Origin of the sequence: Rhodococcus sp. B7740 (assembly GCF_000954115.1) — a bacterium.
In the GTDB taxonomy this organism is placed as follows: domain Bacteria; phylum Actinomycetota; class Actinomycetes; order Mycobacteriales; family Mycobacteriaceae; genus Rhodococcoides.
In genome coordinates this window covers 2,396,979-2,414,532 of sequence record NZ_CP010797.1, presented here as the reverse complement: position 1 = coordinate 2,414,532, position 17,554 = coordinate 2,396,979, and the positions used below count along the sequence as shown (strand labels likewise).

Annotated in this window: 12 protein-coding genes and 1 tRNA gene; 9 read left to right on the top strand and 4 right to left on the bottom strand. The window is 61.0% G+C overall.

What is annotated here, in order from left to right; genetic code table 11:
• Complete coding sequence (gene efeU, locus NY08_RS11010; RefSeq protein ID WP_045200201.1) at positions 1 to 834, bottom strand: iron uptake transporter permease EfeU; 834 nt, start codon at positions 832 to 834, stop codon at positions 1 to 3.
• Between the two features lie 240 nt (positions 835 to 1,074).
• Between efeU and NY08_RS11005 the strand changes: the two genes are divergently transcribed.
• From NY08_RS11005 to NY08_RS10975, 7 genes are all read left to right on the top strand, one after another.
• The gene (locus NY08_RS11005; protein WP_045200199.1) at positions 1,075 to 1,785 is read left to right on the top strand and encodes a lytic murein transglycosylase; all 711 of its coding nucleotides are present in this window, start codon (positions 1,075 to 1,077) and stop codon (positions 1,783 to 1,785) included.
• Between the two features lie 87 nt (positions 1,786 to 1,872).
• Positions 1,873 to 3,159, top strand: a complete 1,287-nt coding sequence (gene eno / locus NY08_RS11000; RefSeq protein ID WP_008718800.1) for a phosphopyruvate hydratase — start codon at positions 1,873 to 1,875, stop codon at positions 3,157 to 3,159.
• Between the two features lie 34 nt (positions 3,160 to 3,193).
• Positions 3,194 to 3,907 carry an FtsB family cell division protein gene (locus NY08_RS10995; RefSeq protein WP_230596801.1) on the top strand — a complete coding sequence of 238 codons (714 nt, stop codon included), beginning with the start codon at positions 3,194 to 3,196 and terminating at the stop codon, positions 3,905 to 3,907.
• Positions 3,904 to 4,434 carry a DUF501 domain-containing protein gene (locus NY08_RS10990; RefSeq protein ID WP_032395686.1) on the top strand — a complete coding sequence of 177 codons (531 nt, stop codon included), beginning with the start codon at positions 3,904 to 3,906 and terminating at the stop codon, positions 4,432 to 4,434. Before NY08_RS10995 ends, NY08_RS10990 begins: the two co-directional genes overlap by 4 nt.
• Positions 4,431 to 5,375: a Ppx/GppA phosphatase family protein gene (locus NY08_RS10985; protein ID WP_045196372.1), complete on the top strand. Its 945-nt coding sequence runs from the start codon at positions 4,431 to 4,433 to the stop codon at positions 5,373 to 5,375. The genes NY08_RS10990 and NY08_RS10985 overlap by 4 nt, the downstream gene beginning before the upstream one ends.
• A gap of 116 nt (positions 5,376 to 5,491) precedes the next feature.
• Positions 5,492 to 6,943, top strand: coding sequence for a short-chain fatty acid transporter (locus NY08_RS10980; RefSeq protein ID WP_045196370.1), 1,452 nt, complete (start codon positions 5,492 to 5,494; stop codon positions 6,941 to 6,943).
• A 44-nt stretch (positions 6,944 to 6,987) separates the two neighbouring features.
• A tRNA-Leu gene (locus NY08_RS10975) sits at positions 6,988 to 7,061 on the top strand.
• A gap of 829 nt (positions 7,062 to 7,890) precedes the next feature.
• Here the strand turns inward: NY08_RS10975 and NY08_RS25510 are convergent.
• Positions 7,891 to 8,640: a DUF2510 domain-containing protein gene (locus tag NY08_RS25510; protein ID WP_082073770.1), complete on the bottom strand. Its 750-nt coding sequence runs from the start codon at positions 8,638 to 8,640 to the stop codon at positions 7,891 to 7,893.
• Complete coding sequence (locus tag NY08_RS10965; protein WP_144407350.1) at positions 8,561 to 9,388, bottom strand: 8-oxoguanine DNA glycosylase OGG fold protein; 828 nt, start codon at positions 9,386 to 9,388, stop codon at positions 8,561 to 8,563. Before NY08_RS10965 ends, NY08_RS25510 begins: the two co-directional genes overlap by 80 nt.
• Positions 9,389 to 9,832: 444 nt before the next feature.
• Between NY08_RS10965 and NY08_RS26720 the strand changes: the two genes are divergently transcribed.
• The gene (locus NY08_RS26720; protein ID WP_144407349.1) at positions 9,833 to 11,479 is read left to right on the top strand and encodes an HNH endonuclease signature motif containing protein; all 1,647 of its coding nucleotides are present in this window, start codon (positions 9,833 to 9,835) and stop codon (positions 11,477 to 11,479) included.
• A 63-nt stretch (positions 11,480 to 11,542) separates the two neighbouring features.
• On the opposite strand, the gene NY08_RS25135 is transcribed toward NY08_RS26720, so the two are convergent.
• Positions 11,543 to 15,208, bottom strand: a complete 3,666-nt coding sequence (locus tag NY08_RS25135) for a YobI family P-loop NTPase (RefSeq protein ID WP_144407348.1) — start codon at positions 15,206 to 15,208, stop codon at positions 11,543 to 11,545.
• 1,161 nt (positions 15,209 to 16,369) lie between these two features.
• Between NY08_RS25135 and NY08_RS10950 the strand changes: the two genes are divergently transcribed.
• Positions 16,370 to 16,681, top strand: coding sequence for a GIY-YIG nuclease family protein (locus NY08_RS10950; RefSeq protein WP_052683771.1), 312 nt, complete (start codon positions 16,370 to 16,372; stop codon positions 16,679 to 16,681).
• Positions 16,682 to 17,554: the final 873 nt, after the last annotated feature.

Below are 17,554 nucleotides of genomic sequence, written 5' to 3'. Positions count from 1 at the left end.
TCAGGAGTTCTGAAGTACAGGCTCGGGAGCCGCGGGAACGCGGACCGGGCGGAGGAAGAGGAACAACACGATCACGATGTAGAGCACCCACGCGATCGCCTGGAAAACAGTGGGCTCGGGACGGAAGTTGAAGATGCCGCCGAGCACGGTGCCGTACCAGCTCGAGGCGTCGAAGTGAGCGCTGATGTCGAAGGCGACTGCGCTGCCGCCGGGCAGAATGCCGCCGATCTGCAGTGCGCGGATGCCGTAGGCGAGGATTCCGGCGGCCACCACGATCAGGAAGATGCCGGTGTACTTGAAGAACACGGCGAAGTTGATTCGGACGGCACCGAAGTACAGGAACACCGTCAGCACGGCGGCGACGACGATGCCGAGCAGGAGTCCGAGCAGTGGCCACAGGCTGCCGTTGGTGTTCTCGGCGTAGCCGACCATGAGCAATGCGGTTTCGACGCCTTCGCGCCCGACGGCGAAGAAGGACAGCGTGAGTACTGCGGCGGGGCCGACGGTGAGTGCTTTCTCCATGTTCGCCCGCAGTTCGCCGGAGATGTTCTTGGCGGCGGTGCGCATCCACAGCACCATCGCGGTCACGATGACGACGGCCACGAGCGAGGCGGCTCCGGCGATTATTTCGGCGGTCAGTCCGGTGACGGTGGAGGTGCCGTAGTGGATCACGAAGAAGATGGCGGCGACCATGGCGACGGCCAGGCCGACTCCGAGCCAGACCCACTTGAGCGCATCGCGTCGTTCGGCTTTGACGAGGAACGCGACGAGGATCATCACGACGATGCCGGTCTCGAGCCCTTCGCGCAGGCCGATCAAGCCACTACCGAACATCTGGGTGGCGATCGACGGCGCTGAACCGACGGCGAGAACGACTGTGGACACGGGTGATGCTCCTGTGATGCGTCGAACATTGGTACGCCTTCCCTCGCAAAGGGTAGGCGACCCTCATGACTGAAGGCTGACCAGAACATACACCCTGCAACCCAACCCGAACACGCGTTGACCAGGGGTTATCTCGGCCTTTAGCTTTCTATTACCTTGCGTGTGCAGGATGGAGTGGTGATCTCCCGTATCTGCGTGCTCGCCACAGCGTCGCTTCTTCTTGCATTGACGGCGTGCGGCACGGGCGAACCGAAACGCGAGATTCCCGAGGGCATCCCGCCCGGACCCGGCACGGAAGTACCGGCCATCGACTTCAACGCGCCCGGACGCACGGCCGACTTGTTGCTCGCCTGGGCCGAACCCCAGACCGACGCGCTGGGCATCTCGGTGACCGCCCTGGCGTCGTACGGGCACGCTGCGGCGATCATGACCGAGACGGACGCCGACTGCGGAATCGCATGGACGACGCTCGCCGGCATCGGATACATCGAGAGTCGCCACGGCACGTACCAGGGTTCGTCGGTGGCACCCGACGGTCTCGTCGCACCGCCGATTCGCGGAATCCCACTCGACGGCGGACCGGGCGTCGCCGAGATTCCGGACACCGACGGTGGCGTCATGGACGGCGACACCGAGTTCGATCGGGCCATGGGCCCCATGCAGTTCATTCCCGAGACCTGGAAGAAATGGGGCGTCGACGCCAACGGTGACGGCGTCGCAGATCCGGACAACATCGACGACGCCGCGCTGACGGCGGCGCGTTACCTCTGCGCCCGCGGCGGTGATCTGCGGACGGCGCAGGGCTGGGAGACGGCGTTGATGGCATACAACCTGTCGGGTCAGTATCTGCGGGACGTGCGCGATCGAGCGGCCGCGTACTCGGTGGGCACCAGGCCGTAGATCTCCGTGCATCGCGGGAGGTACGGGGAAGCGGCTAGTCTTGCACCCGGCACAGTCCGCCGGTCCCCGTTACTAGGAGAAGCATTCGTGGCCATCATTGAGCAGGTCGGAGCTCGCGAGATCCTCGATTCCCGTGGCAACCCCACGGTTGAGGTCGAGGTCGCATTGGACGACGGGACGTTGACCCGTGCAGCCGTTCCCTCCGGCGCATCCACCGGTGAGCACGAGGCCGTCGAGCTTCGTGACGGCGGAGACCGCTACGGCGGCAAGGGCGTCGAGAAGGCAGTCAACGCGGTCCTCGACGAGATCGCACCGGCGGTCATCGGCCTCGACGCCATCGAGCAGCGCACCGTCGACCAGGCCCTGCTCGATCTGGACGGCACGCCCGACAAGTCTCGCCTCGGCGCGAACTCCCTGCTGGGTGTCTCGCTCGCCGTCGCCAAGGCCGCGGCCGAGTCCACCGGCCTCGAGCTCTTCCGCTACCTCGGCGGCCCGAACGCCCACATCCTGCCAGTCCCGATGATGAACATCATCAACGGTGGCGCACACGCAGACAGTGGCGTCGACGTGCAGGAATTCATGATCGCGCCGATCGGTGCGCCCACGTTCAAGGAATCGCTGCGCTGGGGTGCCGAGGTCTACCACGCCCTCAAGTCCGTACTCAAGGCCAAGGGTCTGTCCACCGGCCTCGGTGACGAGGGTGGCTTCGCTCCCGACCTCGCCGGCACCAAGGCTGCCCTCGACCTGATCCTCGAGGCCATCGGCAAGACCGGCCTCAAGCCCGGACAGGACGTCGCCCTCGCGCTCGACGTTGCGGCCACCGAGTTCTACACCGCGGGCACCGGCTACGCCTTCGAGCGCGAGACCAAGTCCGCCGAGCAGATGTCGGCCTTCTACGGTGAGCTCGTCGACGCTTACCCGCTGGTTTCCATCGAGGATCCGCTCGACGAGAACGACTGGGACGGCTGGGTTGCCCTCACCGAGTCGATCGGCGACAAGGTTCAGCTCGTCGGCGACGATCTGTTCGTCACCAACCCCGAGCGTCTCGAAGACGGCATCGTCAAGGGTGCGGCCAACGCGCTGCTGGTCAAGGTCAACCAGATCGGCACGCTCACCGAGACCCTCGACGCCGTCGATCTGGCGCACCGCAACGGCTACAAGACGATGATGAGCCACCGGTCCGGTGAGACCGAGGACACCACCATCGCTGACCTGGCAGTTGCCGTCGGCAGCGGCCAGATCAAGACCGGTGCTCCGGCTCGAAGCGAGCGCGTGGCCAAGTACAACCAGTTGCTGCGTATCGAAGAAGCTCTGGGCGACGCGGCGCGTTACGCCGGCGAGTTGTCTTTCCCCCGGTTCAATTACGAGGGATAGCGAACAGGCACGTATGGCACGAAGTGGAGAGTGAATGATGGCACGGCGCGGCAGGTCCGGGACCAGTCCAGGTGGACGTGATCCCCGACCCCGCGGCCGGTCCTCCACATCGAGTCGGTCCAAGGCCGGGGGCGTCTCTCGCGAGGAGAACGCCTCCGGCCGGCAGGCCACCCCACCGGAACCCTCGGATCAGGCGCGCGACGCCGTGGTCGGCGGCAAGGCCGCGCCCCGGCGCGTCGGTGTTCGTCGACCCAAGATGCCCGAGCGGACGTTCTTCGGGCTGTCCACCGGCCGGGCCGTCATCCTCGGTGTCGTGGTGTGCGCGCTGGCGTTGACGCTGGCCGTGCCGCTGCGCACGTATTTCTCGCAACGCAGTGAGCTCGAGTCCGTGTTGGCCGAGCGTCAGACCCTGCAAGATGAGGTGGACGCGCTCCAGACCCAGAAGTCGCAGCTCGACGAGCCGTCCCGCATTGCGGCCGACGCTCGCGAACGGCTGCGTTTCGTCATGCCGGGGGAGACGCCGTATCAGGTGCAGTTGCCCGGCGATTATTCGCCGAGCTCCGCGGACCTCGCCGTGGACAACACGCCGACGGGACCGTGGTTCACCGAACTGTGGAACACCGCCGTCCAGCCGCAGGGATCGAACGAACCCCCGGAGCCGACGTCCGCACCCATGCCACTCGTACAGCCAGAACCTGCACCGGCCGCGCCGGCGGTGCCAGAACCAGAAGGAGGACCGGTCGGGTGAATTCCTCGGCAGTCTCGCAGGAAGATCTCGATGCGGTCGCAGCGCAGCTCGGACGTGAACCGCGTGGCGTACTCGAGATCGCGTACCGATCTCCGGACGGCAGGCCGGGTGTGGTGAAAACCGCCCCGAAGCTGCCCGACGGCACGCCTTTTCCCACTCTGTTCTATCTGACGGATCCGCGGCTGACGGCCGAGGCCAGTCGACAGGAATCGGCCGGGGTGATGCGGGAGATGACCGAGCGTCTCGGTACCGATCCCGAACTGGCCGCGGCATACTTGCGCGCCCATCAGTCGTATCTGGCCGAGCGTGACGAGATCGAATCTCTCGGAACGGATTTCACCGGCGGCGGTATGCCCGATCGCGTCAAGTGCCTGCACGTGCTCATCGCGCACTCGTTGGCCAAGGGCCCGGGCGTCAACCCGCTGGGTGACGAGTCGGTTGCGTTGGCAGCCGAGAACTCGTTGCGCGGCAAGGCAATTCCGGCCGATTGGCCGACCATCGAAGAACTACGTGCGGAGAAGCAATGACCAGGGTTGCAGCAATCGATTGCGGCACCAACTCGATCCGCCTGCTCGTCGCAGACAACAACGGTAAGTCGCTCGCCGACGTCGCTCGCGAGATGCGAGTGGTACGGCTCGGGCAAGGCGTCGACGCCACCGGAGCATTCGTACCCGAGGCGATCGAGCGCACCCGCGTGGCATTGGTCGAGTACGCGGAGATCATTCGCAAGACCGGGGCCACAGCAGTGCGGATGGTCGCCACCTCGGCCACTCGGGATGCGTCCAATCGAGAGGACTTCTTCTCGATGGTGCGTGAGGTGCTCGGCAAGGTCATCCCCGGTGCCGAGGCCGAAGTGATCACCGGCGACGAGGAAGCGCGACTGTCGTTCGCCGGTGCAGTCGGTGAACTCGACCCTGCGGCAGGGCCTTTCCTGGTCGTCGATCTGGGTGGCGGTTCCACCGAGCTCGTGCTGGGCGACGCCAAGGGCGTCAAGTCCGCGTTCTCGGCCAACATCGGCTGCGTACGCCTCACCGAACGGTTCCTGCACAGTGACCCGCCCACCGTCGACGAGATCAACGGTGCGCGTGAGTACGCCCGCGAGAAGTTGGCGGAGGCGTTCGAGGAAGTGTCGATCGGTGACGCGTCGAGCTGGGTGGGGGTGGCCGGCACGATGACGACCATCGCGGCCATCGCCAAGGACCTGCCCGAGTACGACGCGGACGCCGTGCATCTTTCGCGAGTGCCGTTCGATCAGCTCTTCGAGGTGTGCGAGCGACTGATCGGCATGACGCATACGCAGCGAAGCGCGTTGGGCCCCATGCACCCCGGACGGGTCGACGTCATCGGCGGCGGTGCGATCGTGTGCAGCGTATTGGCCGAGGAGTTCGAGCGACGCGGTGCCGTGAGCTCGTTGACGGTCAGTGAGCACGACATCCTCGACGGCATCGCGATGTCCATCAAGATCTGATCTGCATTTCTGCAGAGGCGGTCTGCGGCGATGTCGGTTGCATCGCTGCGTCATTCGGTGAAGCCTTACAGGTGCTGTGGCCCACGTCACGGCTTCCTTCGAGGTGAGGACCACCGATGACGTCACCCGCCGAACAGGCTGCGGCCGACCAGGCACCGGCCGAGAAAGGGCTGGCCCGCGTAGCGCAAGCGCTCGCCAAGGGGACCGAGAAGTGGTTTCCCGACGCGTACATCTTCGCTCTGGTCGGTGTGGTGGTCGTGGCTGTCGCTGCGTTCGCGAACGGGTCGTCTCCGCAGAATGTGGTCGACGCGTTCGGAAACGGCTTCTGGGACCTGACCGCCTTCACCCTGCAGATGGCGATGGTCGTTCTCACCGGCTACGTCGTGGCCACCTCTCCACCGGTCGCCAGATTGATCACACGGTTGGCGCAGGTGCCCAAGAGTTCAAGCAGCGCAGTCAGTTTCGTGGCACTGCTGTCCTGCTCGGTGTCGTTCCTGAACTGGGGTCTGAGCTTGGTGTTCGCCGGTCTGCTCGCCCGAGCCATCGCGCGGCGGGACGATCTGAGGACGGACTACCGAGCACTGGGGGCTGCGGCGTTCATGGGACTCGGGGCCGTGTGGGCGCTGGGAATGTCTTCCTCGGCCGCGCAGTTGCAGGCGACGGCGAGTTCGCTTCCGGCGACGCTGCTTTCGGTCACCGGTGTACTCGACTTCGGAACCACCATCTTCACGTGGCAGTCGTTGCTGATGTGCGTGATCATCATCGTTCTGACGGTCGTCATCGCGCATGTGTCCGCCCCCAAGGGTGCCGCGATCAAGACTGCCGCAGACATGAAGGTCGATCTCGACGACACCGTCGCCGAGCCTGCTCCGCGCAGTCGACCGGGCGAGTGGCTCGAGTACAGCAGAGTTCTTCCGCTCTTCGTCGGCGCAATGACCCTGGGATGGCTTGTCTCCCAGCTGTTGACGCTGCCAGTGCTGTCTGTGGTGAGCAGTCTCAACGGCTATCTCTTGGTGTTCCTGATGCTCGGGCTCGTGCTGCACGGCACCCCGCGGCGCTTCCTCGATTCGGTCAGCAAAGCGGTGCCCGCGACCGCTGGGATCCTGGTGCAGTTCCCGCTGTACGCCGCGATGGCCGCCATGTTGACCAAGGCGGAGGGCCGGGGAGGCGTCACGATCTCCGAGCATCTCGCGAACTTCTTCACCGACATCGGCAGCGGCGGCGGCTTCGCGGTGGTCATCGCGATCTACACCGTCGTACTCGGGCTCTTCGTCCCCTCGGGTGGCGGCAAGTGGCTGGTCGAAGCGCCGTATGTGATGCAGTCGGCGACGGACGTGCAGATGAACCTCGGTTGGACCGTCCAGATCTACAACGTGGCCGAGGCGTTGCCGAATCTGATCAACCCGTTCTTCATGCTGCCGCTGTTGGCCGTCCTGGGCCTGCGAGCGCGAGATCTGATCGGATTCACGTTCCTGCAGTTCATCTTCCACTTCCCGGTGGTCCTGCTGCTCGTGTGGCTTCTTGGTATGACCTTCGACTTCGTGCCGCCGGTCATTCCGGCCCAGTAGCAGCCCGATATGATCGTCACCGCTGGAGCGAGAGTCCGGCGGTGGCCCCTATAGCCCAATTGGCAGAGGCAGCGGACTTAAAATCCGCACAGTGTCGGTTCGAGTCCGACTGGGGGCACTGGAGTCCATATGGACTCAAAAGCCTAGTCCAAATAACAGGTTTCGGCAGGCATCGTGGACCTTGGTGAACTGTTGCGATCTTGAATGGACAAGTAAGGCAGCGGATCTGGAGTCCGTTTGGTCGTTGACACGACGTTTCCGTCAGACCAGGTCTTCCCGCAGGTCAGTGCGCGTTCGTAGGGCTCCGAGACTGCCGTTTGCAGGAGCTCGATGACACGACGCTGACACAACTCGGTACAAACTGGATGAAATAATGCGCGAATTTGACCGCTAGGCCGTCTGCGAAGCAGCGGATCGCGAAGTCACCGATACGCCTGCAACGAGGTTTTTGGGGGTCGAGGGGAGCCAAGGGTTTCGCAGTTCCGCACCGTCCATGTCGAAATGCGAGTTCGGCACGGGTTTCGTTCCAAAGCTCCAATCTGTGGCCTGGGTTGGGCGAGTCGTTTTGGCTTCCAAACCAGCCCATGTGCCGCCGATTTGGCTGTCGAGGCCGTCTCGGCGGTGACTACGTCGACGATCTCGCCAGCGGTCGCCGCTCGGATCGCAACCGCAGCGCAGTAGTTCGGCCCCAATAGGCATCCGCCGGATCAACGCGGCGGCATGACGACGGCTTCACCACATTCACCGTCAGGCTGCGGTGTGCGGCGGGTTGGTCAGAGCGTGCTCGGAATCGTGGACGGCCACCGCTCCAACGTTTCGGGTCGCGGTCGCGTAGCCGTGTGGGTGGCCGGCGGCGACCCGGGAGTGTTGTTGCATCGAACGAGCTGACAAGCGGTGCGACCGGTGGGTCTCCTTTGCGCCAGTAACGTCTCGTGCAGACTGCGGCCTTACCGGGTGAGGTCCACGACGCAGGCGTCAACGGCCTGCACGTCGGGGTCGCCGGGGGAGACGTTCAACTCCGAGCTTGCTCGGGGCCAGTTCGTGGTGTTTCGTGCTCCTCCTGTCGATGAGTACACGGTTCCGTCTGCGACGACCCAGACATCGGATCGGTTCTCCATTCGACCCGAAGCGTCGATAGTGGTTCCGCCGACGTAGGTGTAGTCGCCGGCGTCGATGACGGTGCCGTTGATAAGGGCAAGCCCGGATTCGGAGAAGCCGGAGGCGACCAAAGCCACGAGTGACTGATCGGCGGCGGCGCATCGCGGGTCGGATGAATACGTCGCGGGCGACGGGGGAGCGGCTGCAGGGGTGGTCGTGGTCTGTTCCATGGTGGTGGTTGCCGGTGGCGTGGATGCAGCGGGAGCGGGCGTGGAGGGCTGTTGTGCCGCGACGGTCGACGTCGTCGATGGTGCGGCGGCCTGAGAATCGTCGGAGGTCTCGTCATTGCCGAAGACGGCACCGAGCACGCCGATCACAATGAATGCGGCGACTATTGAGCCGACGATCTTGACCGCGCGGGGTACGCCTGCCCGGTCGGTTTGGCCGGGTGCACCTGCGTCGGTGGGAGCCGGTTCCTCTGCTGTGGGCCCGGTGGCAGGTTGTGTGTGTTCGGTCCACTTATTCCCGTCCCAGTATCTGATCAGTCCTGGTTCGCTCGGGTCTGGGTGCCATCCGGGCGGGGGTGTGGGGCTGGTCATGGTTCGTCCGTTCGTCGTTCTCGGTGGTGCTGTCGTGGGGTGTTCCGTCGTTTCGGATGAGGCGGAAGATGCGTTCTTCGACTTCGACTGGAGTGTGATCGGTCGCGGTGCCCCACGCAGCGAGGTGGTCGATGTAGGCGCTGTAGTCCGCGGTGCGTCCGCTGCGGATGCGGACGTGCGCATGTCGGCGCAACCATTCGATGACTAGAGCGTCGAGGACCGGAGCTGCGTCTGGAGATGTTGGATTGCCGCGAGCGGTGACGAAGTACAACCATTTCGTGAAGAACGCCGGTCCGAGCCCGGTGATTTTCCCGTCGTTGTTCAGGTACCGATACCCCGACACCGCGCCACCGTCGTGCGCAATGTCGACTGAGCGCTTGAGCTCTTCGAGTACATTGGGCGAGAGTGGTTCACCGGCAGGATCAGCGGTTCCGGTCAAGATTCGTGCAGTGCGAAAGGGGCCGTATCCAGATGAACCGTGGCCCCAGATCATCGCGACCACGAACGCTGCCGCGGTTTTGTCGTCGTCGAGCAGCACGTCGATTCGTTCAGCCGCGATGGAACGGTCGAGTGCGGCCGGCAAAGTCGCTAGAACCTCGTCGATGCCGTCCAGATCGTTGAGCCATTTGGACCAACGCACAATCGGGTAACGAAACGCCTTCTGTGGGGCTAAAGGGCTGCGAAGCTGATGCTCAAGATCAACAGGTATTGGCGATACGGAGTCGACGTCTGAGCGGTACCGGTCCATTCGGACAAAGTACGTGAGTGCCCCGGCCGCACGGTAGCACCGGGGTGCGAATCCCGCCGTAGGTCGAAAATTGACCACAGGTCCCAGGGCGGCAGCTGCGTGCTGACACCGGACCGATGGAGCACCGTGGTTCGGATAGGACCACAACTGTGTGTGCAAATCAGGGAGGCTGTTTAACGGTGGCGCGGGACTCGGCCTGTATCTCCTCGAAGATGCGGCTGTACTTGTCGAATTCTTCGTCGACCCCGCCAATCACGAGCGGAGGGTTCTCATGGTGCTTGTCGTAGCAGGAAAGGTAGATGGCTCGCTTGTGCATCGCGACCCGGTAGCACGGCTCTCGTTCCGTCCAGTGGCGTCGGGGCTGCGCCATTTAAAGTAGACATAGCGAACCTTCGCTCGCTGTGATTCCGCTCCGTGCGAAGTCCGACCACCTAGAATGCTGTGATGGTTGGGAAGTCTGCCGGATTGTGTGTGGTGGGTGAATGCGGACGTAAGGTATCGAGTAAAAGACATCGCCTCTGCGACAAGCACTATCAGGCACTCTGGAAGTATGGCGATCCCGCTGGAAGCAGGTCCAGGCAAGGCGGCACGTGCGACGTGGCCGACTGCGGACGGCAGCGGAGCGGTCCTATTGGCCTATGCCATATGCACAAGATGCGCCTGCAGCGGACGGGGTCGGTCGAGAAGTCCAAGCCGGTTGAATGTTCTGACACCGAGTGCACGCGGTCCGCGGCCGCGAAGGGACTGTGCACACGTCATTACGACAAGGCTCGAGGCACGAATCGCGACAACGGCCGAATCTGCGCTGTCGCGGGGTGCGATCGCTTCGTCAAAGCCCGCGGCAGGTGTCCCCGCCACTATTCAAAGCTCCAACGCTTAGGTGCACTCGCCAGCGCTCCATCCCGCGCGGAGGAGCTCGCGGAGTCACCGACACAGCACTGCGTCGAGTCCGGCTGCCAGCGACCATCGTCCACTCGCGGTCGGTGCGCAATACATCACAGTCGCTTCGTGAGCGGGCATAACATGGAACGTCTCTGCCGCGGGTGCGGGTCTGACCTGACCGGCCAACCCAGGGGACGAAGGTGGTGCGGTCCGGAATGCAGGCCGCGGTGCACTGGGCCCGCTTGCGACCGCGCGGTGACCGGCCGCGGGCTTTGCTCGACTCACCTCAAGCAACGAACGGCAGGCACGCCCCTCCGACCGATCGGTGGCCGTCCGAAGCGTGCAGTGAACGGCCCGTGCGATTGGTGCGGAGAGTTGGTCGGAGCCGATGCCACCGGGGCGTTCTGTTCCAGTGTCTGTCGCGGCATGGCGCGTCGCCATGCCGACGCTGCGACGTTCGGGGCGTGCGCCCAATGCGGAACGCGCATCGACTATCTCGCTCCCGCCAACGGTTCGAGCCGACGGCTGACCCCAGTCTCTAAACGCCTCTGCGACGACTGTCGCCACCGAAGCGCATCCCTCTACCTGTCCGCGAACGCTCTACGGGCCAGGGATGGCGATGCGTGCTCTCTCTGCGGTCTCTTCGTACCCGAGAACGCAGTCAAGCCGCACCCGCTAGCGGCCGAGGTCGACCACGTCCTGCCAATCTCCATGGGCGGCACACACGACCCCGTAAACCTCGCGTTAGCTCACAAGATGTGCAATATCAAGAAGGGCAACAGGCCTCCATCGTGGAAGCGCGATCCCGACGAGGTCGAGCCGCTTCTCGCCGAGTGGCGATTATTCGGTCCGATCCCGCCTCCGCCCGGTTGCTCTGTCGAGGACTGCGACCGTCGTGTAGAGAGCAGCGGTGTCTGCAGCACCCACAGGTGGCGGCTTCGCAAGTATGGGAGCACGGATCTACCCGTCCGGCCCGAACGGCCCTCGCACTGCACCGCAGCAGATTGCGACAGACCGGTACGGGCGAAGGAACTGTGTAGGTCGCACTATGCAGGACACCTCCGGGCAGGAACGACGTGCACCGAATCGTCCTGCGAGAGAGAGTCGAATACGCGGGGACTGTGCAAGCCGCACTACAACCGGTGGCTGTCCAATCGAAAGCAGGACGTGAGTTCTGTTCTGCCGCGCCAGCTCAAGCACCCCACGTGAGCACGTAATCCCCGTTACCTTCTAGGCGGGAACGTGTCCGGTATCGATCAGTGCTGTATTTAGTCATCGGCGCATGTACACGCGTATTCCGGCACCGAATCTGACGTCACCAAATGAACTCACTCGATCGCGGCGCTTTAGCTCTGTTAGAAGTTCGATAGTCCCGTCGTGCTCGTTCAGCCGAGGCCGGTGAGTTCCAAGTCTGGTCAACGGTTCGTAGGTTTCGCCCAATCCTTGCAAGATGTGATCCAGCGCGTCAGTGTCGATGTCTGCTAAGTGCGGTACCAGAAGCGGCAACACCAAGTTGGCCGGAGCGCCGGCCTCAACGAGTAGAATTAGCAGATCAATTGAAATTAGATTTCCTTTTCTTGACCACTTGCATATCTCGATAGCGCTCTGTCGCGATAGTCGAATTCGCACGAACTCGACGTTGCCCGTGATTGCTCGCTTGACCGCCAATGGCACTCGGCGGCTTCTGATGAGATTGGTGAGATCGTCGGACGTCAGCGGCAGATCGCACGCATACAAAGCTAGGTTCGAGGAGGCGGCGAAGTAGTCGTCTTTCAGTGAAAACGGTTGCTCGCTGATAGTTGAGTATGTTTCGGCGGCATCAGGGATGATCTCGGCCTCGAGCAGAGCTGGGACAAGAATCAACCCCTCATTCGTAAACTGAGCTGGGTCAAGATGCCGGGGCAGTGTCAACTGCCTCAATAGCCGAATAGTCACGTCGACACCGAGATCGGCCGCGTTTATGAACTCCACTGCGAGACTGATCTGATCCTGCTCTTCTACCTCTTCGGGATCGATGAGGGTAATACCGTTCAAGTATCGAGAAAGCTCGCTTGTGATGGCAAATGTCTCTACATAGGAGTAAACATTGCGGATCGAGGGAAGCAGCCTGCCCGCCGCTACCACCGCGTGCCAAGCCGCAGGCTCTAGCTCCATGATGTTCACTACTACACACTCCGATGTAGCACGCTCGGCAACGGAGGCCACTGCCGATTGATGTGATTCGGCAACGTCGTTCAGTAGTGACGTGAATCGGTCAGGCGCTGTGACGGTGGGTTCATTAGGTGCTAGTACTGCCAGGTAGTCGGCTATATTCTCCAAAACGTGGCGGTACACCGGATCATTATTTTCGAGCAGATCCAAAGCCAACCCGCGTTGGTCACCGACTGCAGCTACCAGGTTCGTCCGCGTCACGGGATAGAGGTGTGCGTCTATCACTGCCGAGCGTTGCGTGCTGTGTAGCGGGCGTAGATCACCGATTCGTGCGCCAAGGCGCCTAGTAATCTCCACCACTTTAACGGCTTCCGACTCACTAACAACGTCTATAAACACTCCCATTTTAGAATAATGATCTCCAATAAAGTTCGCGACTTCGGTGGTTGATCCGTAGTCAACTTCATGACGGGAAGAGCCTAAGGCAGCACCGGCGAATTGGACAAGCCTATCTTGATCTAATTCAAGTCGCTCAACTAAGTGCACAAAAATTCCATTCCACGTGCCTGCCACTAGTTCGACCAGTGAGATCGCTTCTGTTCCCTCGGCGAGGTAAATGTCAAAAAATCTCGAATCGGAATCAATGCGAGTCAGCAGTTTTTCTAGCGCGAGATCGAGGCGTTGCGTATGAGCGGACAGAAAGTAATCAAAAACGTCGATATTAAATACGCTCTCGCTTGCGAGGAAGCGGCTGCCCATTTCGTTGTAGACTGACTCAATCGAAGTTGATTGATCAAAACTGAAGTGGTGGTCTGCGCGATCAGGTTGTACAAAATGCAGAATGAAATTCATTGCACTAGTGCTGATTGCTACGTCGTGATAGTCAGAGCAGTAGAGGGTGAAGTTCTCGTCGATGTATCCGCTTCTCATAAGACTGTGCGCTAGAGGCGATACAAGATCTTTAACTATTTCGTCGAGATTCTGGCTGTGACCGTCGCTGGTTGGCTTCACGAGGTCGGTTCTGGCCATCATCTGGGCCATCGTGGCCTTCGAGACATAGGATTTTGTCGATAAGGCGGAACGGGACGTACGCTCAAGCGTTGCTCGGTCGCCAGCAATGGCCTCAGTAAGTCCACCGGCCTCATCTCCAGCGAGCGCAGTGAGGTCTTCGGCAGACAAGATCGTGGAGCGTCCGTATCCGGGTCGGATAAGTTGCAATTGTGTGGGGGTGCTATTTAGGGTTCTCCAAAATTCAGCCGAGGTGAGGTCTGAAGTAGCGAAGTCTCTAGAATCGATGCGAACCACGAAGTCAGATGTTCCCCAGGAAGCTCGTGCAACGAGGGAAAGCGTACTCTGAAGTCGCTGGCCAGCTGCTTCGGCGCGGCGTGTCCACGAAGCGTCCGAATCAAGCAGGTCTAACGCATTCTTGCTCCGCATCGTCTGGTACTCGGATTGGTAGTGGATTATCTCGCGAAACTGGCTATAGGCAGCGTCGATGTTACTAGTACCCAGCCGGATGGCTTCAAAGTCGTTCAAATGCAGATTCTTGTACACCATCATTGCAAATAATTTATCGACAGTTAGCCCTGCAAGTCCGTTGTCGCCAAGAATCGATGCTCTATATATCTCGAACTCATTTCGAATGTTGCGAATCAAGCGCATATCGGTCAAGTGCATTCCGACTAATCTCACGAGGTTTGGTGAAGGCGTTTGTCGCTGCCCCGTGAACTCAGCCTCTAGAAGATCGCGTGCTGACCGATGTGTGATGAACGGAACCATTGGCACAACCAGGTCAAAGAATTTAGTTCTGTTCGCCGACGGATTGGATTCCAATGCGGACGCGCTTGCCCCGGAAATTTCCGAGGCCGTTCCGCTATCTAGCCTTAGTATCTCAAATATACTGTCCCGTACGGCGTAAACGAACTTAACTGGCCTAGACGTGACTTGCTCGGAGTTGTTAAGCACAGTATTCAGTTCACGTAAAGTCTCGAATATATGGGGGTCTTCAAATCGGTCCAAATCCTCAAAAATTGCAACTTTAGTTTTCGTTTTTTGAAAAAAGTACACGATCTCGTCAAGATATTCATCGAAGTAGGAATTGTCTTTTGCGCTAAGTGAGACAGCTGCCCCGCCTGCTGAGACGCTCTCGACTCGCACGTGGTTTTGAAGTGCGCGCAAACCAAAGAACCAGGCGATTCCCACAAAAATCCCAATTGCGCATGTTATCGCCCAGGGCGACCACTCGTAATTCGATGTCAAGGATTCTGGAGCCGTATTTTTGACTCGCTTTACCATACCGAGTAGTACTGAAGTCACTATTACCGTAATTCCTGCAATTGCCGCCCAAGCAATCGCCGGCCACGGCCGAAATGAGTCGATTCGGAAGTAACGCGATCCTGGCATGTCGGCTGGCGCTTTTCTATATAAGAGCTGCTTAACGATTTCTTTCTGAATCAGATTAGTCAAGGGTGTAGGTGCACCGTCGGCCTGAATACGGGACTGACTGTTCTCGTGGATCCCGAGGCTCGACAGCGACAGGTTAATCCAGCTGACTTTCTTTTGATCCAACTCCGCTTGCAATCCTAGGACGACACTACTCTTGCCGCTGCCGTAATGTCCGGCGAGTGCGATGTTCTTAGCTGGATTGTCGGCTGTGTCAGTCAATACCTCAAGGAGTACCCTGACGTGGCGCCCGTGCAAGGCTGCTTCGTATGTCGGACCCAAGCTTCGGAGCCTGGGGACATCGGCCTCATCGGTCTGACGCGTCTGCGATTCTTCTGGTGCCATCAACGAATCCTATTGCTGCGGTCGAAGGTCGCGAGGTGGTGCCGCGCGGTGAGTGTCGCATCGTTGTGTGCGCGACCTTGCATGCGGCACGCTGGCCCGCACTGCCAGGCTCTACAGCTCAAGTCGAGGCTTAGGAGGCCCTGTATCCGCTACGGGTACGGGACGTGGCGGTGGTGGCAGCTCGGCCCCTTCCGTACTGACGATGCTGATGTAAGAGCGCAAGACTTGATCACTTGATTCTCGGCGTGTGATGGCCCCATCGAATGACTTATGCGTTCGCGTCTTCGGAACGCGGTGGCCCGAGTATCTGGGACCTGCCACCTGCTTGCGTATGCCGAGTTTTAGAAGGATTGCTGTTTGAGATCGCGAAAACCCTCAGTGTCCAGTCTGGGGGTATGTGAGACGGGAGCGGCAACGGAACGTGTCTGCCCACTGGTCTCCGTCACCGTGGCACCGTCCGTTGCAAACAAAACCGAGGCGCAGGTGGAGCGTAGGCCGACGTGGTCTGAGGTGCCCCAATCAAGGGATTCGCGGGCGACCTGACAGGCCGGTTATGACCACCGTGGGTGTCGGGAACGGCTTTGCAGCCGGGTGTGTGGGGGCATCGTTGGCTGAGTTCCTCCATCGGCGGAGCGTCGTCGACTTCGAAGGCGTGAAGCATCCATTGTCCCGTCCCGGTGGTGCATGACGAGCGGCATGATGATGTTCGGTTGGGTGCGCTGCCAGATTCCGTTGGCCAGAGTGGAGTGCGTCGGGCGCGGTAAGGCGAGCGCGGCGGCAACGGTTTCACGGTTCCGCACGTGGGTGTCCATGTCGGCGGTGTTGTCGTCGACCCAGCGGATAGCGAGTGCTATTCGGTAGTCGGGGTCAATGGTTGGCCACACCGAGGAGAGGTCTCCGTCTTTGCAGGCGGTTTGCAGGAAAGGTCCATTCTGTCTAGACCAGAGTTATGTGCCCGAGGAAACGCGCGTGCTCCGCGGGACCTTCTTCACGCAGTCTTTGGTAGGCGGCCTGGCTGACCGCACCGATGATTAGGCTTAGCGTATTCGAGACAAGCTGGGCGAACTCGACCGCGCCATCGCACAAAACGACAATCGGCGTACCAGTATTTGCACCGGCTACGCGTACGCGATCAGCAACTTAGGTGCAGTCGGCCCGGATGTGATCAAGATCGGGATGGCGCTGCGGCCCGAACCGATGGACTGGGTTCGCGAATCGGGAAGCGCCTCGCTACAGTTCCCGTTCGATGTGGACGCGTTGTACTTCTCCGACGACGCCCACGCCTTTGAGGGAGCACTCCACGCGGCATTCACGACCCGTCGACTGAACCACGCGAACCTTAGGCCTGCGTTTCACTTCGCCGAGCCCAGTCAAGTGCCGAAGGTACTGGCTCGACATGTCGGGAACCTTCTGGGGTACACCGAGGAACTTAAAGCGACACAATATTTCAGAACCGGGGGAGCTGGGCGGTGAGCGTGATGTCTCGATCTGAATGTGTGTGAACCTGGGTAGAGGCTTGCCGGAATCGATGTCGGTGACCCCGGCCCCAGCTCGGCTCGGACGGGGGTTTGCGGTGTTCTCGCCCAGGGCATTCGGTGACACAGAACGGCGAGTTACTGAGGCTGCGGGCAAATACGGTTTAAGCGCAGTTGACGGTGATCTGTCCACTGCGGCACGTCATCGTGCACATGGATGCACGACGGTCCCAGCCGGAGGTCTCGTTGACACGAGAGTGACACAACTGGGTACACACCTGATCGGACCGGGCTGGACTCTGATGGCCGAAAAGCGTTGCAAAACAACAAAAACTGGATCCATTGGAGTGCGGGTAAGTCCACTCTTCCGGACTTAAGATCCGCACAGTGCCGGTTCGAGTCCGACTGGGGGCACCAGAGTCCATATGGATCCAGATTTTTGTACCAGGACAATGCATTTAGGGTGGTAGCGTGGACCTCGGCGGCTCACCACGGATTTGAGTGGACAACCGAGACAGCGGATTTCAGATCCGCGCCAGGATGTTCGTTCTCCGTTGCCGTAACTTGGCATTCGTGCAGCTCAGGACTGGTTTTGCGTTGAATGGTCGTCTCTGCGGGTGGCTCGGTGTCACGAGCAGTCACAAACTGATCTGGCGGACCTGACGACCTCGTCTATACCCGCGACATTTAGGGTCAGTCAGAGAAACGGTTGTAGTGAAACAGGGTTCGCATACATGTCGGCCCCAAGCGCCCGAGATGTAGGCCCCGACTGCGCATTCTCGGAAGTTGCCAACGCAAGTTGCTCTTTCCGGCACCATCTTCACCGAATCGGGGTAGCGAGCGTACTCCGTCGCTACCTTGGCACCTGGCT